Source organism: Xanthomonas sontii (genome assembly GCF_040529055.1).
GTDB classification, from domain to species: Bacteria; Pseudomonadota; Gammaproteobacteria; order Xanthomonadales; family Xanthomonadaceae; genus Xanthomonas_A; species Xanthomonas_A sontii.
Map to the genome: position 1 here is coordinate 3,882,873 of NZ_CP132342.1, position 22,948 is coordinate 3,905,820.

The window sequence follows — 22,948 nt, forward strand, 5'->3', positions numbered from 1 at the left end:
GCAGCACGACATGAACATGGATCAATTGCTGCAGACCTTCATCGCCGAGAGCCGCGACCTGCTCGAGGACATGGAACGCAACCTGCTGGAAGCCGAGCGCGGCGAAGCCGGTCCCGACGCGGTCAACGCGATCTTCCGCGCCGCCCATACCATCAAGGGCTCCGGCGGCCTGTTCGATCTGGCGCAACTGGTCGGCTTCACCCATGTGGTGGAGAGCGTGCTGGACCTGGTGCGCGAGCAGGCCGTCGCGCTGGATTCGGAACTGATCCAACTGATGCTGGCCTGCTGCGACCACATCCGCACCCTGGTGGAAGCGGCCGCCGGCGCCGAGGCGGACGAAGTCACGCTGGCCACCGAGGGTGCGCCGCTGCTGGAACGCCTGCAGACCTACCTGCACCCTGCTGCCGCGCCGGCCGCCAAGGCCAGCGCCACCGCAACGCCCGCGGCGCCGGCGCAGACCGGCTACTGGCGGATCTCGCTGCAGTTGTTCACCGATGCGCTGCGCTTCGGCAACTCGCCGCTGCACCTGATCCGGTGCCTGCGCAGCCTCGGCAGCCTGGAAGCGGTGCGCACCCGTCACGAGCGCGTCCCGGCATTGCCGGAACTGGATCCGGAGGCCTGCTACCTGGGCTTCGACATCCTGCTGCGCAGCGACGCGCAGCAGGCCGCGATCGAGGACATCTTCGAATTCGTGCGCGACGACTGCGACCTGGTGGTGCTGGCGGTGGACCCGCACGGCGACGCCGCCAACCTGGATCTGCCGCTGCTGGTGGCCGAGGCCGGCAGCCAGGCCAGCGCCGACGACTTCGCCGGTTTCGAGAGTGCCGCCACACCGGAGGCCGCGCCGGCTGCAGCCGCACCGGCCATGCCCAATGCGCCGGCCGCGGCAGCGGCCCCCGCCGCCAATGCCGGCCCCGCCAAGGCCGCCGGCGCACGCGGCGAAGGCGGCTCGATCCGCGTCGACGCCGACAAGCTCGACCGCATGATCGACCTGGTCGGCGAGCTGATCATCGCGGTCGCCAGCACCGGCGCCAACGCGCAGCGCACCGGCGATGCGCAGTTGCTGGAATCCACCTCGATCCTCGCCGGCCTGGTCGAAGAGGTGCGCGAAAGCGCGCTGCAACTGCGCATGGTCAAGATCGGCGGCACCTTCAGCCGCTTCCACCGCGTGGTCCACGACGTGGCCCGCGAACTGGGCAAGGACATCGCGCTGGTGGTCAATGGCGAGGACACCGAGCTGGACAAGTCGGTGGTGGAGAAGATCGCCGATCCGCTGACCCACCTGGTGCGCAACGCCATGGATCACGGCATCGAACCGGCCGAGGTGCGCCAGGCGCGCGGCAAGCCGGTGCGCGGTACGGTGCGCCTCAACGCCTTCCACGATTCCGGCAGCATCGTCATCCAGATCAGCGACGACGGCGGCGGCCTCAACCGCGACCGGATCCTGGCCAAGGCGCTGGAGCGCGGCCTGATCGAACCCGGCCGCCAGCTCTCCGACCGCGAGGTGTTCGCGCTGATCTTCGAGCCGGGCTTCTCCACCGCCGAGAAGGTCACCAACCTGTCCGGCCGCGGCGTCGGCATGGACGTGGTCAAGCGCAACATCGCCGCGCTGCGCGGCAGCGTCGACATCAGCAGCCAGCAGGACGTCGGCACCACCATCTCGGTGCGGCTGCCGCTGACCCTGGCGATCATCAACGGCTTCCAGGTCGGGGTCGGCAAGTCGGTGTTCGTGGTGCCGCTGGACGTGGTCGAGGAATGCGTGGAGTTCGCACCGAACTACCAGAGCGAGTACATCGACCTGCGCGGCAACGTGCTGCCCTACGTGCGCCTGCGCTCGCTGTTCGCCATCGCCGGCGCGCCGCCGGCGCGCGAGAGCATCGTGGTGATCCGCCAGGGCTCGCAGCGGTTCGGCCTGGTGGTCGACACCCTGCTGGGCGAGTGGCAGACCGTGATCAAGCCGCTCTCCAAGGTCTTCGCCCAGGTCAAGGGCATCAGCGGCTCCAGCATCCTCGGCAGCGGCGGGGTCGCCCTGATCCTGGACGTGCCGTCGCTCATCGGCCAGTTGCAACCCGGCACCGAATCGCTGGCGGCCTGAACCGTCGCATCGCCTGCCGTCGTTCCTACGTCACGCCATCAACCAGGAATCGCCGTCATGTCCCAGAACCGGACGCCCCTTACCACCCTGCCGACGGCCGCGGTCGTCGCCGTCGCACTGCCCGCCGCCGCCTCTGTCGCCGCGCTGGCGCTGCCGCTGGCCAGCGGCCTCGCATGGACTCTGGTCGCCGTGGCCACGCTGGTCGCCGGCCTGGTGCTGGGCGGCAGCGTGCGTTCGGCACAGCAAACGTCCGCTGCCGCGCAGCGCGAACTGGACCTGGCCCGCACCGGTCTGCAGGCGCTGGCGCAGGGCGAACTGGAGCGCGTGGACGCGACCGCCGGCGGCAGCGAGATCGGCCAGGCCCTGCTCGCCGCGCAGCGGCCGCTGCGGCAGTTGCAGGCCGACGTCGCGCACATGACCCGCGCGCACGCCGCCGGCGACTGCGACGTGATGCTGGATGCCGCGCAGTCCAGCGGCGCCTATCGGGCCGTGGCCGGCGACATCAACCAACTGGTCGGCGCCCACATCGGCGTCTGCAAGCAGGCGATCGATTGCGTGGGCGAGTTCGGCCGCGGCAACTTCGCCGCGCCGCTGGCCGCGTTCCCGGACAAGAAGGCCTACATCAACGACACCATCGAGCAGGTGCGGCGCAACATGCTCGGCCTGATCGCCGAAATGCGCCGCGTCGCCGAGGAGCACGATGCCGGCGAGATCGACGCCAGCATCGACAGCGCGCACTTCCAGGGCGACTTCCGCAGCATGGCCGACGGCATCAACCGCATGGTCGGCGGCCACATCGCGGTCAAGAAGCAGGCGATGGGCGTGGTCGCCGAGTTCGGCCGCGGCAACTTCGACGCGACCATGCCGCCGCTGCCGGGCAAGAAGGCCTTCATCAACGAGACCATCGAGCAGGTGCGCGGCAACTTCAAGCGCCTGATCGGCGAGATCGCGCGCATGTCCGACGAGCACGACAAGGGCGACATCGACGTGCAGATCGACTGCACCCATCTGGACGGGGAATTCTGCGCGATCGGCAAGGCCATCAACCGCATGGTCGCCGCGCACATCGCGGTCAAGAAGCAGGCGCTGGGCGTGGTCGCCGAGTTCGGCCGCGGCAATTTCGACGCGCCGATGCCGCAGTTGCCGGGCAAGAAGGCCTTCATCAACGAGATCATCGAACAGACCCGCGGCAACCTGCGCAGTGTCGGCGACGTGATCAAGGTGATGGGCGCGATGGCCGAGGGCGACCTCAGCCGCCAGGTGCAGGGCCACTACGAGGGTGCCTTCGCCGACATGCAGCGCTACGTCAACGCCACCATCGACAAGCTCACCAGCATCGTCAACGAGGTCAACGGCAACGCCGTGACCCTGGCCAGCGCCGCCGAGGAACTGTCCTCCACCGCGCAGTCGCTGAGCCAGGCGGCCAGCGAGCAAGCCGCCGGCGTGGAGGAGACCAGCGCCTCGCTGGAGCAGATGACCGGCTCCATCGCGCAGAACGCGGAGAACGCCAAGATCACCGACGGCATGGCCGCCAAGGCCTCGCGCGAGGCCGCCGAAAGCGGCGAGGCGGTCCGCGCCACCGTCTCGGCGATGAAGGAGATCGCACGCAAGATCGGCATCATCGACGACATCGCCTACCAGACCAACCTGTTGGCGCTGAACGCGGCGATCGAGGCCGCGCGCGCCGGCGAGCACGGCAAGGGCTTCGCGGTGGTCGCCGCCGAGGTACGCAAGCTGGCCGAGCGCAGCCAAGTCGCCGCGCACGAGATCGGCGACGTCGCCAGCACCAGCGTGAACCTGGCCGAGACCGCCGGGCGCCTGCTCGGCGAGATGGAACCGTCGATCCGCCGCACCTCCGACCTGGTGCAGGAGATCACCGCCGCCTCCGAAGAGCAGAGCTCCGGCGTCGGCCAGATCAACACCGCCGTGGTGCAGCTCAGTCAGACAACACAGCAATCCGCTGCCAACGCTGAAGAATTGGCCGCCACGGCCGAAGAAGTAAGCAGCCAGGCCGAACAGTTGCAAACACTCATGAGCTTCTTCACCACCGGCGCCACGCCCACCCCGGCACCGGCCCCGCAGCCGCGGCGGCTGCCGACGCCGATGCAACGCGGGCCACGCGCGCGCAGCTTCGGCGGGCCTGCCGCCACGGCGCAGGCCGCACGCCTGGAAGAAGCCGCGTTCGTCTCGTTCTGATCCATCTCCGCACCGGCCCGGCAGGCCGGTGCCTCTCTATCCCGCACAGGTACCACGGCATGTCCAACTCCCTTTCGCTGTCATCCAAGCTGTGGAGCGGCTCGGCCATCGCCATCGTGCTGCCATTGGCCGCCGCCGTGTGCGGGTTCGCCCTCGGCCTGCCCGCCGGGCAGACCCTGGCGCTGGGCATCGGCGCCACCGTGCTCGCCGCCGCGGTACTGGCCTTTACCGTCCACGCCATCACCCGCTCGCTGCGGATCGCCACCACCACCCTGGCGCGCTTCGCCACCGGCAACTTCGAGGTGGTGATGCCGACGGTGCGCAACGACCAGGCCTGCGAGGTGCTGCTGGCACTGCGCCAGGTGCAGACCGGCATGCGTCAGATCAACGACGAGATCGTGCGCATGTCGCGCGAGCACGATGCCGGCGACATCGACGTGGTGATCGAGAGCCATCGCTTCGAGGGCGAGTTCAAGGTCATCGCCGAAGGCGTCAACCGCATGGTCGGCGATCACATCGCTACCAAGAAGAAAGCGTTGGCCTGCGTCGCCGAGTTCGGTCGCGGCAATTTCGATGCGCCGCTGGAGACGCTGCCGGGCAAGAAGGTCTTCATCAACGAGATCATCGAGCAGGTGCGGCGCAACATGCAGGGGCTGATCGCGCAGATGAAGCACATGTCCGCGCAGCACGACGCCGGCGACATCGACGTGCTGATCGAGAGCCACCGTTTCGAAGGCGATTTCCGCAGCATGGCCGACGGCATCAACCGCATGGTCGGCGACCACATCGCCACCAAGAAGAAGGCGATGGCCTGCATCGCCGAATTTGGCCGCGGCAACTTCGACGCGCCGTTGGAAGCCCTCCCGGGCAAGAAGGCGTTCATCAACGACACGATCGAGCAGGTGCGTTCCAACCTGCGCGCGCTGATCCGCGACACCAGCCTGCTGGTCGACGCCGCCGCGGCCGGCCGTCTGGACGTGCGTGCCGACGGCAGCCTGCACCATGGCGACTTCCGCCGCATCGTCGACGGCGTCAACCTGACCCTGGACACGGTGATCGGCCCGCTGAACGAAGCCCGCGCCGTGCTCAAGGCGATCGAGGCCGGCGACCTGACGCGGCTGGCGGACGTGCAGTGCCAGGGCCAGCTGAAGGAACTGTGCGACAGCATCAATGCCACCGTCGCGCGCCTGGCGCAGGTGGTCGGCGAGGTCAACATCAACGCCGACGCCCTGGCCAGCGCATCCGAGCAGGTCAGCGCCACGGCGCAGTCGCTGAGCCAGGCGGCCAGCGAACAGGCCGCCGGCGTCGAAGAGACCAGCGCCTCGCTGGAGCAGATGACCGCGTCGATCTCGCAGAACACCGAAAACGCCAAGATCACCGACGGCATGGCCGCCAAGGCCGCACGCGAAGCCAACGAAGGCGGCGATGCGGTGCGCTCGACGGTGACCGCGATGAAGCAGATCGCGCAGAAGATCGGCATCATCGACGACATCGCCTACCAGACCAACCTGCTGGCGCTGAACGCGGCGATCGAGGCCGCGCGCGCCGGCGAGCACGGCAAGGGCTTTGCGGTCGTCGCCGCGGAAGTGCGCAAGCTGGCCGAGCGCAGCCAGGTGGCCGCGCAGGAAATCGGCCAGGTCGCCGAGTCCAGCGTGGAGTTGGCCGAGAACGCCGGCAAGCTGCTGGAGCAGATGGTGCCGTCGATCCGCCGCACCTCCGACCTGGTGCAGGAGATCACCGCCGCCTCCGAGGAACAGACCTCCGGCGTCGGCCAGATCAACGCCGCGGTCGGCCAGCTCAACCAGACCACCCAGCAGGCCGCAGCCAACTCCGAGGAGCTGGCCGCCACGGCCGAGGAAATGAGCGGGCAGGCCGAGCAGTTGCAGCAGTTGATGAGTTTCTTCCGTACCAACCAGGTCGTGGCGCCGCGGCGTCCGAAGACAGTCACCGCCGGTCCGTCCCGCAGGGCGGCGCCGACGCGCAAGCGTGGGTTCGGCGAGGTCGGCCTGGCACTGGTGTCGGGGCCGGACGAAGCCCATTTCGATACGTTCTGACATCCACTTTCACGACATCACATCCAGGGGGATCACGATGTTCCAGCACATGAAGATCGGCACGCGCATCGGCATCGGCTTCGGCCTGGTGTTGCTGCTGCTGTTGGGGACCGGCATTTTCGCCACGATGCAGATGGCCAGGATCAACGGCTCGTCCACGGAGCTCGCCACCAACTGGATGCCCAGCGTGCGCAACGTCGAGGAGATGAGCGCGAACTTCAACAAGCTGCGTCTGCTCGAGTTGCAGCGGGTCGTCGCCACCAGTCCAGCCGAGATGCAGGATTACGACACACGCATGCTCAAGACACTGGAGGCGTTCGAGAACAACAGGAAGACCTATGTTCCGCTGATCTCCTCGCCCGAGGAGCAGGCGCTGTACGCGGATTTCGCCAAGAACTTCGATCGCTACACCGAATTGCACAAGCAATTGCTGGCGCTCACCGCGCAGGGCAAGACCCAGGAGGCGACGGCCGTGCTGAACGGTGAGCAGCGGCAGATCTTCCGCAGCACCGCCGACGCGATCGACAAGCTGGTGGACCTGAACGTCAAGGGCGGCCAGGACGCCAGCGACCGCGGCGACGAACTCTATGCGTCCGCGCGCTCGCTGATCATCGCGACCATCGTGGCGGCAGTGCTGCTGGGCGCGGTCGTGGCGTTCTTCATCGTGCGCATCCTCACCCGCCTGCTGGGCGGCGAGCCGGCCTATGTGGCCGAGATCGCCAACAAGGTGGCGCAGGGCGACCTCAACCTGGAGGTGGCGGTGCGCGCCAACGACAGCGGCAGCGCGCTGTATGCGATGCGGACCATGGTCGAGCGGCTGAAGCTGGTGATCGACGGCCAGCGCCGTGTGGTCGCGGCCGCCAACCGCGGCGACTTCTCCGAGCGGATCGCGCTGGATGGCCTGGCCGGGTTCCAGCGTGAGATGGGCCAGGGCCTGAACGATCTGGCGACCACGACCGGCGGCAGCATCCAGGACGTGGTGCGGGTGATGGGCGGCCTGGCCGAGGGCGACCTGACCCAGAGCATCGACAAGCACTACGACGGCGCCTACGCCGAAATGAAGAACTACATCAACGACACCATCGCGCGCCTGTCGCAGGTGGTCAGCGAGGTCAACGGCAATGCCGAATCGCTGGCCAGCGCGTCGGAAGAAGTCAGCGCCACCGCGCAATCGCTGAGCCAGGCGGCCAGCGAGCAGGCCGCCGGCGTCGAAGAAACCAGCGCCTCGCTGGAGCAGATGACCGCGTCGATCTCGCAGAACACCGAAAACGCCAAGATCACCGACGGCATGGCCAGCAAGGCCTCCAGCCAGGCGCTGGACGGCGGCGAATCGGTGCGGGCGACCGTGCAGGCGATGAAGCAGATCGCGCAGAAGATCGGCATCATCGACGACATCGCCTACCAGACCAACCTGCTGGCGCTGAACGCGGCGATCGAGGCCGCGCGTGCCGGCGAGCACGGCAAGGGCTTTGCGGTGGTCGCCGCGGAAGTGCGCAAGCTGGCCGAACGCAGCCAGATCGCGGCGCAGGAGATCGGCGACGTCGCCAGCTCCAGCGTGGAACTGGCCGAGAACGCCGGCAAGCTGCTGGACGAGATGGTGCCGTCGATCAAGCGCACCTCCGACCTGGTGCAGGAGATCACCGCCGCCTCCGAGGAGCAGACCTCCGGCGTCGGTCAGATCAATGCCGCGGTCGGCCAGCTCAACCAGACCACCCAGCAGGCCGCGTCCAACTCCGAGGAGCTGGCCGCCACGGCCGAGGAGATGAGCGCGCAGGCCGAACAGCTGCAGCAGCTGATGAGCTTCTTCAAGGTGCAGGGCGCCCCGCCGGCCAGGACCGCGGCGCGACGTCCCGGCGCCGGGCGCGGCCGCAACGGGCAGGCCGGTCCCAAGCCGATCGCGCGCGTCGCCAACGGCCAGCTGGTCCTGGCGGATTCGCTCGACGAAGCCCACTTCGAAACCTTCTGAGACATGGCCATGAACGCTCCCGCTTCGCTTTCACCCTCCGACGCCGGCGACCTGGCCACGGACCAGTTCCTGACCTTCCTGCTCGGCAAGGAAATGTTCGGCGTCGGCATCCTCGGCATCAAGGAGATCATCGAGTACCGCACGCCGACCGACGTGCCGATGATGCCGCCCGCGTTGCGCGGGGTGATCAACCTGCGTGGCGCCGTGGTGCCAGTGGTGGACCTGCAGCAACGCTTCGGCCGCGCGCCCAGCGAGATCAGCAAGCGCACCTGCATCGTCATCATCGAGGTGGCCAGCGGCGAGGAACGCCAGGTGCTGGGCCTGCTGGTGGACGCGGTCAGCGAGGTGCTGGAGATCGCCACCGCCGACATCGCGCCGCCGCCGGCCTTCGGGACCGGCATCCGCCGCGATTTCATCCACGGCATGGGCAAGGTCGGCGAGCGCTTCGTGATCCTGCTCGCCGCCGATGCGGTGCTGGCGCCCCAGGAGTTCGCCAGCATGACCGCGCTCGACGCCCACCTGGAAGAAGGCATCGCCGCCTGAGCGGCCGTTGCCACTTAGCGCCCCTCCTTTCCTCGAAACGGATTTCGCATGCCCACGTCCCCCGACACCGCCGCCCTGCACCACTTCGGCACGGTCCTGGTGGTCGACGACAGCCAGGTCCAGCGCGAACATGCGCTGGCCCTGTGCCAGCGCATGGGGGCGGTGGCGGTGGAAGGCGCGGCCGATGGGCATGCCGCGCTGGCACGGGTGACCCAGGGGCCGCCGCTGGGGCTGTTGATCGTGGACCTGGAAATGCCCGGCATGGACGGCGTGCAGTTGCTCGACGCACTGGCCCGCTGCAGCGTGCGCGTGCCGATCGTGGTCGCCTCGCAGCGCGGCGCGGCCCTGATCGACTCGGTGCTGCAGGTCGGGCGCAGCAACGGCCTGCAGGTGCTGGCGGGGCTGGAGAAACCGCTGCGCGCCGCCCAGCTCGCGGCCGCGGTGCGCGCCCACGCGCCGAGCGCACCGGCACCACGTGACGACGCCGAGGCGCCCGGCGAGGCGACCATGGCGGCGATGCTGCGCGAGGCACTGCAACGCGGCGAGATCGAGGTGGCCTATCAGCCCAAGGTGGACATGCGCAGCGGCCGGGTCGGCGGCGTGGAAGCGCTGGCGCGCTGGCGGCATCCCAGTGCCGGGCCGATCGCGCCGGACCGCTTCATCGCCGTGGCCGAGCGCGAAGGCCTGATCCACGCGCTCACCGCCTGCGTCGCCGACCAGGCGCTGGCACGGCTGGCGGCGTGGAAACAGGACGGGTTCCAGCTGACCCTGGCGTTGAACTTGTCGCCGAGCATGCTGCAGGACCCGAACCTGCTCGACGAACTGCTCGGGCTGCTGCGCCAGCATGGGCTGGCGCCGTCGGACCTGGTGCTGGAAATCACCGAAAGCTCGCTGGTCTGCGGCAGCGCACTGGGCATGCTGGCACGGCTGCGGCTGCAGGGCTTCGGCCTGTCGCTGGACGACTACGGCACCGGCTTCTCCTCGCTGCAGCAGCTCACCCGCATCCCCTTCACCGAATTGAAGATCGACCGCATCTTCGTCCACGACGCGCACCGCAGCCGCAACCTGCGCACGGTCCTCGAATCGGCGCTGGGCATGGCCCAGCGGCTGGGCCTGAGCACCGTCGCCGAGGGCATCGAAACGGTGGAGGACTGGACCCTGCTGCAGGAGCTGGGCTGCGACTTCGGCCAGGGCTACCTGCTGGCGCGCCCGCTGGGGGGCGGCGCGCTGCACGCCTGGCTGCTGGAGCACCAGCGCCTGCTGCAGGAACACGGTCCCACCGGCAACGCCAGCATCCCCGCTCCCGCCCCTCCCCACTGACCGACCGGCCATGACCATGACCAGCCACGACACCATCACCGAGCAGGAATTCGGCCGGTTCCAGCGCTTCATCTTCGACGCCGCCGGCATCACCATCTCGCCGGCCAAGAAGGCCATGCTGTGCGGGCGCCTGGGCAAGCGCCTGAAGGCGCATTCGCTGCAGACCTACACCCAGTACCTCAAGCTGCTGGAAAGCCGCGAGGGCAGCGGCGAGGTGCAGACCGCGATCGACCTGCTGACCACCAACGAAACCTATTTCTTCCGCGAACCCAAGCACTTCGACCTGCTGCGCAGCATCGCCGCCGCGCACACCGGCAGTACGCCGTTCCGTTGCTGGAGCGCGGCCAGTTCCAGCGGCGAGGAGGCCTACAGCATGGCCATGGTGCTGGACGATACCCTGCAGGGCCGCCCCTACGAGGTGGTCGGCACCGACATCAGCACGCGCGTGCTGGCCAAGGCGCGGACCGGCCATTATCCGCTGCTGCGCATCGAGCACATGCCGCCGGCCATGCTCAAGCGCTACTGCCTCAAGGGCCGCGGCGAGTACGAGGGCAGCATGCTGATCGACCGCAAGATCCGCGACCATGTGCGCTTCCTGCACGCCAACCTCAACGCGACGCTGCCCAACCTGGGCCAGTTCGACGTGGTGTTCCTGCGCAACGTGATGATCTACTTCAACGGCCAGACCAAGCGCGAAGTGGTGGCGCGGGTGCTCGGCACGCTCAAGCGCGGCGGCATCTTCTGCATCGGCCACTCCGAAAGCCTCAACGACGTCAACGGCGACGTGGTGCAGATCGCGCCGTCGGTGTACCGCAAGCCATGAACCACGACGTCCCAGGAGGGAACCCCGCATGACCACGATCAAGGCCATGGTGATCGACGATTCGGCGGTGGTGCGCCAGGTGCTGGTCGCCGTACTCAACGACGCGCCCGGCATCGAGGTCATCGCCGCCGCGGCCGACCCGCTGCTGGCGATGGACAAGATGCGCCAGCAGTGGCCGGACGTGATCGTGCTGGACGTGGAGATGCCGAAGATGGACGGCATCACCTTCCTGCGCAAGATCATGAGCGAACGCCCCACCCCGGTGGTGATCTGCTCCACGCTCACCGAGAAAGGCGCGCGGGTGACCATGGACGCGCTGGCCGCCGGCGCGGTGGCGGTGGTGACCAAGCCCAAGCTCGGTCTCAAACAGTTCCTCACCGACTCGGCCGAGGAAATGATCGCCACGGTGAAGAGCGCCGCGCGCGCCAACGTCAAGCGCCTGTCGGCGCGGCCGGCCACGCCAGTGGTAGAACCGGAGATCAAGCACACCGCCGACGTGATCCTGCCGGCGCAGGGCGGACGCGCGCTGTCGCAGACCACCGAGCGGGTGGTGGCGATCGGCACCTCCACCGGCGGCACCCAGGCGCTGGAGGAAGTGCTGACCGCGCTGCCGCGGGTCAGCCCCGGCATCGTCATCGTCCAGCACATGCCGGAGAAATTCACCGCCGCCTTCGCCGCGCGCCTGGACACGCTGTGCCAGATCTCGGTGAAGGAAGCGGCCAACAACGACCGCGTGGTGCCGGGACGCGCGCTGATCGCGCCGGGCGGCAAGCACATGCTGCTGCGGCGCAGCGGCGCGCAGTACTTCGTCGAAGTGCTGGACGGGCCGCCGGTGAACCGGCACCGACCGTCGGTGGACGTGCTGTTCCGCTCCGCCGCGCGCGCCGCCGGCGGCAACGCGCTGGGCATCATCATGACCGGCATGGGCGACGACGGCGCGGTCGGCCTGCTGGAGATGCGCCAGGCCGGCGCACGCACCGTGGCCCAGGACGAACAGAGCAGCGTCGTGTTCGGCATGCCCAAGGAAGCGATCAAGCGCGGCGGCGCGGAGAAGATCCTGCCGCTCAACGCGATGGCGCGCGAGATCGGCCAGCAGCTGAGCTAGCCCAGCCGGCCGCCGCACCACCCTGCCGCAGGAGCCGCTTCAGCCGCGACGAAGCATTCCCATGAATGTCAGTCGCGGCCGAAGCCGCTCCTGCAAACGCGGGCAGCCAAGCCCTGTCCCTGCCACACACTTTGCCGCACGCGCAGCGGCGCAAGCAGGTTCGCGGCAAGCGGCGACGCACATGCGCCCGCAAGCCTGCCCTCACCCCGAATTGATGTGCTCCTTGCAGTACAGCCGCCGATACGCACTGGGGGTCATGCCCAGGCGCTGGCGGAACACGCGGCGGAAGTAGCCGCTGTCGCTGAAGCCGGCGCGCTGCGCCACGTCGTCCACCGCGCAGGTGTTGACCAGCAGCAGCTTCTCGGCGAAGGCGATGCGCTGGCGATGGATCGCCTCGGTCAGCGTGGTGCCGAAGCTGCGCCGGTAGATGCGGCCCAGATAATCCGGATTGCAGTGCAGTTGCGCGGCCAGCGACGAGGCGGTGAGCGCGGTGTGGAACTGGGTGCCGATCAGTTGCTTGGCACGGTACGCCAGCGCCACCCCGGCGCGTTCGGAATCGTGCGGATCCGGCCAGGCGCCGGCCACGCATTGCAGCATCGACAGCACGATCGGTTCCAGCATCGGCAGCGTGCGCCGCTCCTCCTGCTCGGCCAGGAACCAGCGGAACAGGCCGACGAAGCGATCCGGATCGCGGATCGCAGTGCGCTGCGGCATCGACAGCGCCACCGCGTTGTCCGCCTGCGCCGCGCCCGGTTCCAGTTCGAAATGCACCCAATAGAACCGCAGGTCGTCCGGGAACTGGCCCAGGCCGGCGTGCGCGCGGCCGGGCCACAGCAACAGCGTCTCGCCGGGGCCGACGTGGAAGTCGTTGTCCTGTTCGCGAATCGAGAGGATGCCGCGCTCGACGAAGATCAGCTCGTAGGACTGGATCACCCGCGCCGGATGCGCACCCACGCCGCGGGAAATGAACAGGCCTCCGTTCTGGACCCGGATCGGATAGGCGACGGCGAACTCGAGCATGTCGGAAACGTCTCCCCTTGCCTGCGCGACGCTGCACTGCAGCATTCGAATGAACGATGCCGCGCAAGGACGCCGCGGCCGCCGTGGTCGGAATCGTACCGGTTTTATACCGCACAGACTCTTGTCGCGGGTGCGCCGCCATGCCACTTTGCGCTGGCGCCGGACCGGGCGCGCCAGGAGCCGTTACGTTGACCGCGACCGCCATCGGCCACGCCACCGCAGACGCCGCACCGGCCGCGACCACGCCGCGTCTGTCGCGCCTGGAGAAGTTCGGCTACGGCCTCGGCGATGCCGGCGGCACGGTGGTCACCTGCCTGATCGCCAACTTCCTCACCTTCTTCTACACCGACGTGTTCGGCCTGACCCCGGCGCTGGTCGGCACCCTGTTCACCGTGCTGCGCGTGGCCGACGCGGTGTCCGATCCGGTGATGGGCCTGATCGCCGATCGCACCCGCAGCCGCTGGGGCCGGTTCCGCGCCTGGCAACTGTGGGTCGCCGTGCCGATCGGCATCGCCTGCGTGCTGACCTTCAGCGCGCCGCAGCTGAGCGCCGGCGCCAAGATCGCCTACGCCTTCGCCAGCTACTTCCTGCTGTCGCTGTGCTACACCGCGATCAACGTGCCCTACTGCGCGCTGATCAACAGCATGACCGGCGACCACCGCGACGTGGTCTCGGCGCAATCCTGGCGCTTCGTGCTGTGCGGCATCGCCGGCTTCCTGGTGTCGGTCGGGCTGCCGTGGCTGGTGCGGGAGCTGGGCAACGGCGACGCCGCGCGCGGCTACCAGCTCGGCGTGGGCGTGCTGGCGGTGCTGGCGGTGCTGGCGGTGGCGATGTTCCTGTGCTGCTTCTTCGCCGTGCGCGAACGCGTGCCGGTCAGCCTGCTCGGCGGCGCCGGCATCGGCGCACATCTGCGCGGCCTGCTGCAGAACGACCAGTTGCGGCTGGTGCTGCTGATGTCGTTCCTGCTGATCAACGTCTACAACATCCGCGGCGGCGCCTATCTGTACTTCATCACCTACGTGCTCGGCGGCAGCAGCGGCTATGCCTCGCTGTTCTTCGCGATGGTGGCGCTGGCCACGGTACTCGGCGCGATCGTGGTCAACGCGCTGTGCCGCCGCTTCGACCCGCTGGCGCTGTACCTGCACACCAACCTGGCGCTGGCCGCGTTCGGCGTGGCGCAGTGGTGGCTGCCGACCGGACCGGCGCAGCAGACGCTGTGGCTGGGGGTGATCTTCGTGCACTGCCTGGTGCTGGGCTTCGCGCTGCCGCTGCACTTCTCGCTGATGGCCTTCGCCGACGACTACGGCGCCTGGAAGAACCGGGTGCGTTCCTCGGGCATCAACTTCGCCTTCAACCTGTTCTGCATCAAGCTGGCCTGGGCCTCGAGCGCGGTGGTGATCAGCGCGCTGTTCGTCTACGCCGGCTACCGCGCCGGCGCCGCGCAGCAGAGTCCCGCCTCGCTGCAGGCCATCACCCTGCTGGAAACCCTGGTCCCCGCCGGCCTGCACCTGCTGCTGGCCGCGGTGATCCTGCGCTGCCGGCTGCGCCGGCCGCTGCTGGCGAATATCGCCGCCGATCTGGCCGCACGCCCGGTGCACTGACCTTCCCCACTCTCCAGGATCTCCGCTCCATGCCGCATTCGCCCGTGCCGTCCCCGGAACTGCCGCTCGCCCACCTGCGTATCGCCGATCCGTTCTGGCAGCGCTACCAGCGCCTGGTGCAGGAGGTGGTACTGCCCTACCAGTGGGACGCGCTCAACGACAACGTCGCCGATGCCGAACCCAGCCATGCCATCGAGAACTTCCGCATCGCCGCCGGCCGCAGCGACGGCGCGTTCTACGGCATGGTGTTCCAGGACAGCGACGTGGCCAAATGGCTGGAAGCGGTGGCCTACCTGCTCGCACAGCATCCCGATCCGGCGCTGGAGCGCGATGCCGACGCCACCATCGAGCTGATCGGGGCCGCGCAGCAGGCCGACGGCTACCTCAACACCTACTTCACGGTGAAGGCGCCGCAGGAACGCTGGACCAACCTGGCCGAGTGCCACGAGCTGTACTGCGCCGGGCACATGATCGAGGCCGGCGTGGCCTACTTCCAGGCCACCGGCAAACGCACCCTGCTCGACATCGTGTGCCGGCTCGCCGACCACATCGACGCCACCTTCGGGCCCGGTCCGACGCAGTTGCACGGCTACCCCGGGCATCCGGAGATCGAACTGGCACTGATGCGCCTGTACGAGGCCACCGGTGAGGCGCGCTACCTGGAATTGGCACGTTATTTCGTCGAGCAGCGCGGCACCACGCCGCACTACTACGACGAGGAGTACGCCAAGCGCGGCCAGACCTTCTTCTGGGGCGGGCACGGCCCGGCCTGGATGATCCAGGACAAGGCCTACAGCCAGGCGCATCTGCCGGTGGCGCTGCAGGACACCGCGGTCGGCCATGCGGTGCGCTTCGTGTACCTGTACGCCGGCGTGGCGCACCTGGCCCGGCACAGCGGCGACGCCACCCTGCGCACGGCCTGCGAGCGCCTGTGGGACAACGCCACCCAGCGACAGATGTACCTGACCGGCGCGATCGGTGCGCAGAGCTACGGCGAAGCCTTCAGCGTCGACTACGACCTGCCCAACGACACCGCCTACAACGAGAGCTGCGCCTCGATCGGGCTGATGATGTTCGCCAACCGCATGCTGCAGCTGGCGCCGGATGGCCGCTACGCCGACGTGATGGAGCGGGCGCTGTACAACACCGTGCTGGGCGGCATGGCCCTGGACGGACGGCACTTCTTCTACGTCAACCCGCTGGAAGTGCACCCGCCCACGGTGCACGGCAACCACACCTTCGACCACGTCAAGCCGGTGCGCCAGCGCTGGTTCGGCTGCGCCTGCTGCCCGCCCAACATCGCCCGCGTGCTGACCTCGCTCGGCCACTACCTCTACACCCGCCGCGACGACACGCTGTACGTGAACCTCTATGTCGGCAGCGACGCGCGGTTCGAGGTCGGCGGGCAGACCCTGACCCTGCGCCAGCGCGGCGAATATCCGTGGCAGGACACGATCGCCTTCGAGGTGGAGTGCAGCGCACCGGTGGAGGCGGCACTGGCGCTGCGCCTGCCGGACTGGTGCCAGGCGCCGCACCTGCGGCTCAACGGCGAGCCGGTGGCGATCGATGCGCACCGCGAGCACGGCTACTGCGTGCTGCGCCGGCGCTGGCAGTCCGGCGACAGCTTGCAGCTGCGCCTGCCGATGCCGCCGATGCGGGTCAGCGGGCACCCGCGCGTGCGCCACCTGGCCGGCAAGGTCGCGGTGCAACGCGGGCCGCTGGTGTACTGCCTGGAGCAGGCCGACAACGGCGCCGACCTGCATCAGCTGCGCCTGCCGGCCAACGCCACGCTGCAGGCCGTACCCGGCACCGGCGCGCTCGCCGGCCAGGTGCTGCTGCAAGCCACCGGCGAACGCCTGCACGGCGACGTCGACGCCGCGGCCGCACCGCTGTACCGCTACGATGCGCCGCCGCCGACGCGGCAGCCGCAGCCCCTGACCTTCGTGCCCTACTTCGCCTGGGCCAATCGCGGCGAGGGCGAAATGCGGGTGTGGGTGGACGCCAGCGACGGCTGAAGGCAACGCTGCGGAACGTCTGCTGTAAGAGCGGCTTCAGCCGCGACCGGCGTTACCGGGAACACCGGTCGCGGCTGATCCCGCAGAAGGGGACAAGCGCCGCTCCTACCGGACAAGCTGCATTCGGATGAATCCTTGCGGAAACAGGTCACCACAGCGATGCCTGCCCTGCGGCCGCATCGCACGCGCCGCACGGCCAGCGCACGCTCTAAGCTAGGGCCATGGATGCCCTGGCCCTCGCCGCCCCGCCGTTCGCCCGCCTCGCTCTCGGCGCGCATCGCATCGTCGTGCCAGACGCCTGGCTGCTGCCGTTCGAGGTCGATGCCTTCGACAGCGACGATTTCCAGCGCCACCGCGTGCAGCAGCCGCCGTCGATCGCGCGCAGCGTGCGCAAGCGCCAGGCCGAGTACCTGGCCGGACGGCGCGCGGCGCTCGCCGCGCTGCGGGCGGCCGGCAGCACGGCCACCGACCTTCCAATCGGCCCCGACCGCGCGCCACTCTGGCCGGATGGTTTCCTCGGCAGCCTCTCGCATACCGACGGCGTGGCGGTCGCTATCGCCATGCCGACGTCCGCCGGAGCCAACGGCATCGGCCTGGATATCGAACGTGTGGTGGCCGCGGACCAGCTCGAGGCGATCCGCAGCGTGGCCCTGGACGCCAGCGACTGTGACGCATTGGCTGCGCTCGCCCGCGTCCGCGGCTGGCCGTATGCGTTGACCCTTGGCTTCTCGGCGAAAGAGAGTTTCTACAAGGCCACCGCGGCGACCGTCGGCCGCTTCTTCGATTTCGACGCCTTGCGCATCGAAGGCTGCGACCCGGTCAGCGGCAGCGTGGAGACGCGGATCGCCACGCCGCTGGCGCCGGCCTTGCCGGCCGGACAAGCGCACCGTCTGCGCTGGGTGGACGTGCAGCCCGGGCTGCTGCTCACCAGTTGCGTCTGGTAAGGACAGTCCGGGGTTACGCCGTTGCCGCACAGCTGCGGCAACACGCGCTGCATGCAACACACGGCGCGGCGTCGACACCGCACTTTCGCTTGGCAGGCCGCGAGAACGCGGCGCCTGCCGAGGCGTCACACACTCACAACGCGGCCAGGATCTGCTCGCGCCGGCGCGTGTACTCCGCCGCATCGATCAATCCCTGCGCCTTCAGTTGCTCCAGCGCGCGCAGGCGCTGCTCGACCGAGTCGACGGGAGGCAACGGCGGCGCCGCCGCGGCCGGCCGGCGCCGCTGGGCGCGGATCGCCAGCCACACCACCATGCCGACCAGCAGCGGCAAGGCGAGCAAGACCAGCAGGATGAGCCAATGCCAGATACTGAATCCACCCATCGCGTTCTCCTGCCGGCCGCGTGCCGATCCTGGTGCTTACTTCGCCTTGCCCTGATTGGCCACCGCTTCGGCGGCCTTCTTGGCCGCTTCCGGGTCGCCCAGGTAGCGGTAGGACTGCACCTGCAGGCTGTCGTCCAGTTCGAACAGCAGCGGGATGCCGGTGGGAATGTTGAGTTCGAGAATTTCTTCGCGCGAGACGTCGTTCAAGTACTTGTACAGCGCGCGCAGCGAGTTGCCATGGGCGGTGACCAGCACGGTCTGCCCGGCCTTGAGCTGCGGCGCGATGGCGTCGTGCCAGTACGGCAGCACGCGCTCGAGCGTGGTCGCCAGCGACTCGGTGGCGGGCAGCGCGTTGCGGTCCAGGGTGGCATAGCGGCGGTCGTGCAGCGGATGGCCCGGATCCTCGGCGTCCATCGGCGGCGGCGGGATGTCGTAGGAGCGGCGCCAGATCTTGACCTGGTCCTCGCCGTGCTTGGCCGCGGTCTCGGCCTTGTCCAGGCCCTGCAGGCCGCCGTAGTGGCGCTCGTTGAGACGCCAGCTCTTGTGCACCGGCAGCCAGTCCTGGTCGAGTTCCTTCAGCGCGCCCTGCAAAGTGTGGATGGCGCGCTTGAGCACCGAGGTATGGGCGACGTCGAACTGCAGCCCCTCCTCGCGCATCAGCCGGCCGGCGGCCACGGCTTCCTGGCGGCCCTGCTCGGTCAGGTCGACGTCGACCCAGCCGGTGAAGCGGTTATCCAGGTTCCACTGGCTCTGGCCATGGCGCAACAGTACGAGTTTGCGGGTCACTGCGACGGTCTCCGTTGGGGGATGCGTGGATGGTGCAGCCCTGGATTGTAGCTCTTGGCTGGGAATGGGGAATCGGGAATGGGGAATCGTTGAAGCAGTTCCCGCGCGGCTCTGACCAGCAGGCGGCGCTTGGCTGTCCGGCTTGCTGGAGAACAAAGCCGTTGCGATTCCCCATTCCCCATTCCCAGCCTCTCCACACCCCAGCCACGAAGACGGCGCGATCATCCGCGCATGGACACTTCTTCGCACTCCGTATTCGGCGACTGGGACGGCAGCATCGTGCAGGCGCGCGCGCTGCAGGCGACGCTGGCGCGCCAGGTCAGCCTGCAGGATGATGTGCCCGACCCGCCGCGCTGGCTGGCCGGCTTCGACGTCGGCTTCGAGGACGATGGCCAGGTCACCCGCGCCGCCGCGGTACTGCTCGACGCGCAGACCCTGCAGCCGCACCAGGCCGAGATCGCGCGCGTGCCCACCTCGATGGCCTACGTGCCCGGCCTGCTCAGCTTCCGCGAACTGCCGGTCTTGCTGGCTGCGCTGGGTCTGCTGCGGCAGCGCCCGGACCTGGTGTTCGTCGACGGCCAGGGCATCGCCCATCCGCGCCGGCTCGGCATCGCCGCGCACTTCGGCGTGGTCACCGGGCTGCCCAGCATCGGCGTGGCCAAGACTTTGCTGGCCGGCCGCTTCGAGGAGCCCGGCGCGCAGGCCGGCGACCACAGCCCCATCGTGCATCGCGGCGAGGTGGTCGGCTGGGCGCTGCGCAGCAAGCTGCGCTGCAATCCGCTGATCGTCTCGCCCGGCCATCGTGTGGCGGTGGACAGCGCGCTGCAGTGGACCCAGCGCTACCTGCGCGGCTATCGTCTGCCGGAACCGACCCGGCTGGCCGATCGGCTGGCCTCGCGCCGCGGCGAGGTGGCCATCGCCCAGCCGGGCTTGCTGTAGCCTCGGCATCCGCTGGCGCGACTGCGAAAGCGCACTCGCCGCATCCGAACTGTCGTGTCGCGTCCGAAGCGGACGCGTTGGATTGAAACCACATGGCGTTGTCGCCACCCGCGTCGTCGATCGGTCGCCCCCGCCCGGGGGCGTGGATCCACGCAGTCGCCTGCGTCATGTCGCGATGCGCATGTGCGAACGCGCATCACCTGCGCAAGAGAGGCGCACACCAAGCGCCGCGGCACGCGGAACATTGCGTCTTGCGCCGCCGGCGTCCGTGCCACGCGTGCGCATGCGAAGCTTGCGCTCCGTTCCTGCCACCACGAGCGCCGGCATGCCCACCCTGATCGCCCCCCGCGTCCACGATATCGGCGGCTTCGAAGTGCGCCGCGCCGTCCCCAGCGTGCAGGCGCGCAGCGTCGGCCCCTTCGTCTTCATCGACCACATGGGCCCGGCGGTGTTCAAGCCGGGCCACGGCGTGGACGTGCGCCCGCATCCGCACATCGGCCTGGCCACGGTCACCTTCCTGTGGTCCGGCGAGATCGGCCACCGCGATTCGCTCGGCTCCGACCAGGTGATCCGCGCCGGCGACGTCAACTGGATGACCGCCGGCCGCGGCATCTCCCACTCCGAACGCACACCGACCACGCTGCGTGAGCATGCGCATCCGCTGCACGGCATGCAGACCTGGGTGGCGCTGCCGAAATCGGCGGAAGAGATCGCACCGGCGTTCTACCACCATGCCGCCGCCAGCCTGCCGCAGCAGCGCCGCGACGGCGCGTGGCTGCGGGTGATCGCCGGCCGCGCCTACGGCGAGGAATCGCCGGTCACGGTGTTCGCCGACACCCTCAACGTGGCCCTGGACCTGGAAGCGGACGCCGAAATCGACCTGGACGCGCGGCACGTCGAGCGCTCGCTGTACATCCTGGAAGGCGAGGCGCAACTGGACGGCGTGGACATTCCGGCGCGGCACCTGGTCCTGCCCGAGCCCGGCGCGCGCGGGCGGCTGCGCGCCAAGACCCCGCTGAAGGCCATGCTGATGGGCGGGGAACCGCTGGATGGCCCGCGCCACCTCTGGTGGAACTTCGTGTCCAGTTCGGTGGAGCGCATCGAGCAGGCCAAGCAGGACTGGCGCGAGGGCCGCTTCGGGACGATCCCCGGCGACGACCAGGAATTCATTCCGTTGCCCGAACCCGGCCGCTGAGCCGGCGGCAGGCCTGCATCGGGCCACCGCCCCCCCACACGCGAAGCGCCACCGCCCTCGTCCCCCCGCGATCCGCGCCCGCAACCGCCTGATCGGCGCAGCCGGGCGGGTGCCGGCATGCCGTACCACGCGTACGGATGTTCCGGAATCCACATCCCAATTGTCAGCGCGGCCATGCTGGGCTATGGTGCAGACGCGGTCGCGCACGCGTGACCGCACACGGGACACGCACTGCGTCGGGGGATGCACTGCCGGGATCCCGCACAGGATGGGCGCTCCCGCAGACGACGCCGCAGGCGTGCGTATGGATCGAACGCGTCGCATCGCGGCGTATGGGGAACATCGCGAATGAAGACACTCTTGCGCAAGGCGCTGCTGACCGCTGCGGCGGCGTTGCCCGCCGCTGCCGCCACCGCGCAGCAGGCACAGAACTGCCCACCGCTGCCGCCGCAGAGCAAACTGCAATGGAGCGAACGCAGCGACAAGGGCTTCATCGTCTGCCGCGCCAGCGACGCCGACGGACGTCAGGTGCTGGGCATGATGCTCACCGCGCGCGACCCGAACATTCCGCTGCAGCGCACGCTGCGCGAGGAAAAGGGTGCCATCGCCGGCGAAGCGGTGTATTGGTACCGGCCGGATGTGGGCGGTGTCGAGTTGCCGAACCAGGCCACACGCCGCATCACGGTTGCGGAACTGAAGAAGGACCAGTACGCACAGGTGTGGATCGATGCCGCCGACGCCCAGGAACTGCAGACACTGCAATCGCTGGTGCAGGGCCTGGACATGCGCCAGTCGAGCCTGGCGCTGGAGCGCTGAGGCGGCGCACTGCGCCATGCACTGCGGTCTCTCTTAGCAGCGGCTTCAGCCGCGACAGGCATTCCCAATAACGCCGTCGCGGCTGAAGCCGCTGCTACGAGGAAACAAACCCTCGCACCACATGCGGCGCGAAACGCGCGCTCAGAAGCGCCGTTCCTGGAAATCCACGAAGGCCTGCATCAGTTCCTGGCGCGTGTTCATCACGAACGGTCCATGCCGCGCCACCGGCTCGCGCAACGGCCGTCCGGCGACCAGAATCAGCCGTGCGCCCTGCGTGCCGGCCTGCAACTGCAGCAGGTCGCCGCCGCCGAGCACCGCCAGCGTCTGCGCCGGCAGCATGCGCGCCGCCTCGCCTTCGCCCAGCGCCGCTTCGCCCTCGAACATGTAGGCGAAGGCGTTGTGCCCGGCCGGCAGTTCGAACGCCCAGCGCGTGCCGGCGTCCAGCGCGATGTCCAGATACAGCGGGTCGGTGGCCGGCTGCGCGATCGGGCCGTGCACCTCGCCGACCTGGCCGGCGATCACCTTGACCGTCACCCCCGGCGCCGGCTGCGCCACCGGGATGCGCTCGGGCGCGAATTCCTGGTAGCGCGGCGCGGTCATCTTGTCGCGCGCCGGCAGGTTCACCCACAGCTGGAAGCCGCGCATGCGCCCGTGTTCCTGCTCCGGCATCTCCGAATGCACCAGGCCGCGGCCGGCGGTCATCCATTGCACGCTGCCCGGGGTCAGCAGGCCCTCGTTGCCGTGGTTGTCCTTGTGCCGCATGCGCCCGTCGAGCATGTAGGTGACGGTCTCGAAGCCACGGTGCGGATGGCTGGGGAAGCCCCCGATGTAGTCCTCGGCCCGGTCGGTGCCGAACTCGTCGAGCAGCAGGAACGGATCCAGTTCGGGCAGCGCACCGCCACCGATGACGCGGGTCAGCTTGACCCCATCGCCGTCGGCGGTGGCGTGGCCGCGAATGGCACGCAGGATGCGCGCGGGGGCGACGGTGGTGGAAGCGGTCATGGCGACGATCTCCTGATGAGCTCCCTACTGTGGGTGCCGCCGCCACCGCGGCCAACCGCGACCGGCGCAACCCATCGTTCCATCGTCTGCGGCGACTGGTTCCCCTCTCCCACCGGGAGAAGGTGTCCTGTAGGGGCGGATGGGGG

Annotated in this window: 18 protein-coding genes; 14 read left to right on the forward strand and 4 right to left on the reverse strand. The window is 69.1% G+C overall.

Translation table 11 applies throughout. The annotated features are described in order from the left end of the window. Window positions 1-10 precede the first annotated feature (10 nt). Genes RAB70_RS16350 through RAB70_RS16385 form a run of 8 tightly spaced genes read left to right on the forward strand, consistent with a single transcriptional unit; the run spans window position 11 to window position 12,102 of the window. Window positions 11-2,095: a chemotaxis protein CheA gene (locus tag RAB70_RS16350; protein ID WP_148829991.1), complete on the forward strand. Its 2,085-nt coding sequence runs from the start codon at window positions 11-13 to the stop codon at window positions 2,093-2,095. Window positions 2,096-2,152: 57 nt separating this feature from the next. Continuing rightward, window positions 2,153-4,291 (forward strand): methyl-accepting chemotaxis protein, encoded by a 2,139-nt coding sequence (locus tag RAB70_RS16355; RefSeq protein WP_148829992.1) that lies wholly within the window; start codon window positions 2,153-2,155, stop codon window positions 4,289-4,291. 59 nt (window positions 4,292-4,350) lie between these two features. Further along, window positions 4,351-6,345, forward strand: coding sequence for a methyl-accepting chemotaxis protein (locus RAB70_RS16360; RefSeq protein ID WP_148829993.1), 1,995 nt, complete (start codon window positions 4,351-4,353; stop codon window positions 6,343-6,345). A 37-nt stretch (window positions 6,346-6,382) separates the two neighbouring features. Beyond that, on the forward strand, window positions 6,383-8,311 hold the full coding sequence (locus RAB70_RS16365) for a methyl-accepting chemotaxis protein (protein ID WP_148829994.1): 1,929 nt from the start codon (window positions 6,383-6,385) through the stop codon (window positions 8,309-8,311). Between the two features lie 9 nt (window positions 8,312-8,320). Beyond that, on the forward strand, window positions 8,321-8,854 hold the full coding sequence (locus RAB70_RS16370; protein WP_026143817.1) for a chemotaxis protein CheW: 534 nt from the start codon (window positions 8,321-8,323) through the stop codon (window positions 8,852-8,854). Between the two features lie 48 nt (window positions 8,855-8,902). After that, window positions 8,903-10,174, forward strand: coding sequence for an EAL domain-containing protein (locus RAB70_RS16375; RefSeq protein ID WP_148829995.1), 1,272 nt, complete (start codon window positions 8,903-8,905; stop codon window positions 10,172-10,174). 16 nt (window positions 10,175-10,190) lie between these two features. Beyond that, complete coding sequence (locus RAB70_RS16380) at window positions 10,191-10,997, forward strand: protein-glutamate O-methyltransferase CheR (protein ID WP_026143818.1); 807 nt, start codon at window positions 10,191-10,193, stop codon at window positions 10,995-10,997. A gap of 28 nt (window positions 10,998-11,025) precedes the next feature. Then, the gene (locus RAB70_RS16385) at window positions 11,026-12,102 is read left to right on the forward strand and encodes a chemotaxis response regulator protein-glutamate methylesterase (protein WP_017916834.1); all 1,077 of its coding nucleotides are present in this window, start codon (window positions 11,026-11,028) and stop codon (window positions 12,100-12,102) included. Between the two features lie 201 nt (window positions 12,103-12,303). Here the strand turns inward: RAB70_RS16385 and RAB70_RS16390 are convergent, their stop codons facing one another. Then, complete coding sequence (locus RAB70_RS16390) at window positions 12,304-13,122, reverse strand: AraC family transcriptional regulator (RefSeq protein ID WP_017913264.1); 819 nt, start codon at window positions 13,120-13,122, stop codon at window positions 12,304-12,306. Between the two features lie 188 nt (window positions 13,123-13,310). On the opposite strand from RAB70_RS16390, the gene RAB70_RS16395 reads away from it, so the two are divergent. The 3 genes from RAB70_RS16395 to RAB70_RS16405 all read left to right on the forward strand — a co-directional run bounded on the left by RAB70_RS16395 (window position 13,311) and on the right by RAB70_RS16405 (window position 17,682). Then, window positions 13,311-14,723, forward strand: coding sequence for an MFS transporter (locus RAB70_RS16395; RefSeq protein WP_148829996.1), 1,413 nt, complete (start codon window positions 13,311-13,313; stop codon window positions 14,721-14,723). 29 nt (window positions 14,724-14,752) lie between these two features. After that, window positions 14,753-16,738 carry a glycoside hydrolase family 127 protein gene (locus RAB70_RS16400; RefSeq protein ID WP_148829997.1) on the forward strand — a complete coding sequence of 662 codons (1,986 nt, stop codon included), beginning with the start codon at window positions 14,753-14,755 and terminating at the stop codon, window positions 16,736-16,738. Between the two features lie 221 nt (window positions 16,739-16,959). After that, on the forward strand, window positions 16,960-17,682 hold the full coding sequence (locus tag RAB70_RS16405; protein ID WP_148830671.1) for a 4'-phosphopantetheinyl transferase: 723 nt from the start codon (window positions 16,960-16,962) through the stop codon (window positions 17,680-17,682). 133 nt (window positions 17,683-17,815) lie between these two features. On the opposite strand, the gene RAB70_RS16410 is transcribed toward RAB70_RS16405, so the two are convergent. Both RAB70_RS16410 and gpmA read right to left on the reverse strand, forming a co-directional pair. Beyond that, complete coding sequence (locus tag RAB70_RS16410; protein ID WP_017909382.1) at window positions 17,816-18,064, reverse strand: SHOCT domain-containing protein; 249 nt, start codon at window positions 18,062-18,064, stop codon at window positions 17,816-17,818. Window positions 18,065-18,100: 36 nt separating this feature from the next. Beyond that, a complete protein-coding gene (gene gpmA, locus RAB70_RS16415) occupies window positions 18,101-18,850 on the reverse strand; it encodes a 2,3-diphosphoglycerate-dependent phosphoglycerate mutase (protein WP_010342084.1) in 750 nt (249 codons plus the stop codon). 231 nt (window positions 18,851-19,081) lie between these two features. On the opposite strand from gpmA, the gene nfi reads away from it, so the two are divergent. From nfi to RAB70_RS16430, 3 genes are all read left to right on the forward strand, one after another. Beyond that, window positions 19,082-19,789: a deoxyribonuclease V gene (gene nfi, locus RAB70_RS16420; RefSeq protein WP_148830042.1), complete on the forward strand. Its 708-nt coding sequence runs from the start codon at window positions 19,082-19,084 to the stop codon at window positions 19,787-19,789. Window positions 19,790-20,114: 325 nt separating this feature from the next. Further along, window positions 20,115-20,984: a pirin family protein gene (locus RAB70_RS16425; RefSeq protein ID WP_148830041.1), complete on the forward strand. Its 870-nt coding sequence runs from the start codon at window positions 20,115-20,117 to the stop codon at window positions 20,982-20,984. Window positions 20,985-21,332: 348 nt separating this feature from the next. Then, window positions 21,333-21,800, forward strand: a complete 468-nt coding sequence (locus RAB70_RS16430; protein WP_010342081.1) for a hypothetical protein — start codon at window positions 21,333-21,335, stop codon at window positions 21,798-21,800. A 141-nt stretch (window positions 21,801-21,941) separates the two neighbouring features. On the opposite strand, the gene RAB70_RS16435 is transcribed toward RAB70_RS16430, so the two are convergent. Next, window positions 21,942-22,802: a pirin family protein gene (locus tag RAB70_RS16435; RefSeq protein ID WP_148830040.1), complete on the reverse strand. Its 861-nt coding sequence runs from the start codon at window positions 22,800-22,802 to the stop codon at window positions 21,942-21,944. Between the last annotated feature and the right edge of the window lie 146 nt (window positions 22,803-22,948).

Bases quoted from the DNA above. Each gene is read 5' to 3' on its own strand.
- RAB70_RS16350 (WP_148829991.1), top strand. From the start codon at position 11: ATGAACATGGATCAATTGCTGCAGACCTTCATCGCCGAGAGCCGCGAC.
- RAB70_RS16355 (WP_148829992.1), top strand. From the start codon at position 2,153: ATGTCCCAGAACCGGACGCCCCTTACCACCCTGCCGACGGCCGCGGTC.
- RAB70_RS16360 (WP_148829993.1), top strand. From the start codon at position 4,351: ATGTCCAACTCCCTTTCGCTGTCATCCAAGCTGTGGAGCGGCTCGGCC.
- RAB70_RS16365 (WP_148829994.1), top strand. From the start codon at position 6,383: ATGTTCCAGCACATGAAGATCGGCACGCGCATCGGCATCGGCTTCGGC.
- RAB70_RS16370 (WP_026143817.1), top strand. From the start codon at position 8,321: ATGAACGCTCCCGCTTCGCTTTCACCCTCCGACGCCGGCGACCTGGCC.
- RAB70_RS16375 (WP_148829995.1), top strand. From the start codon at position 8,903: ATGCCCACGTCCCCCGACACCGCCGCCCTGCACCACTTCGGCACGGTC.
- RAB70_RS16380 (WP_026143818.1), top strand. From the start codon at position 10,191: ATGACCAGCCACGACACCATCACCGAGCAGGAATTCGGCCGGTTCCAG.
- RAB70_RS16385 (WP_017916834.1), top strand. From the start codon at position 11,026: ATGACCACGATCAAGGCCATGGTGATCGACGATTCGGCGGTGGTGCGC.
- RAB70_RS16390 (WP_017913264.1), bottom strand. From the start codon at position 13,122: ATGCTCGAGTTCGCCGTCGCCTATCCGATCCGGGTCCAGAACGGAGGC.
- RAB70_RS16400 (WP_148829997.1), top strand. From the start codon at position 14,753: ATGCCGCATTCGCCCGTGCCGTCCCCGGAACTGCCGCTCGCCCACCTG.
- RAB70_RS16405 (WP_148830671.1), top strand. From the start codon at position 16,960: ATGGATGCCCTGGCCCTCGCCGCCCCGCCGTTCGCCCGCCTCGCTCTC.
- RAB70_RS16410 (WP_017909382.1), bottom strand. From the start codon at position 18,064: ATGGGTGGATTCAGTATCTGGCATTGGCTCATCCTGCTGGTCTTGCTC.
- nfi (WP_148830042.1), top strand. From the start codon at position 19,082: ATGGACACTTCTTCGCACTCCGTATTCGGCGACTGGGACGGCAGCATC.
- RAB70_RS16425 (WP_148830041.1), top strand. From the start codon at position 20,115: ATGCCCACCCTGATCGCCCCCCGCGTCCACGATATCGGCGGCTTCGAA.
- RAB70_RS16430 (WP_010342081.1), top strand. From the start codon at position 21,333: ATGAAGACACTCTTGCGCAAGGCGCTGCTGACCGCTGCGGCGGCGTTG.
- RAB70_RS16435 (WP_148830040.1), bottom strand. From the start codon at position 22,802: ATGACCGCTTCCACCACCGTCGCCCCCGCGCGCATCCTGCGTGCCATT.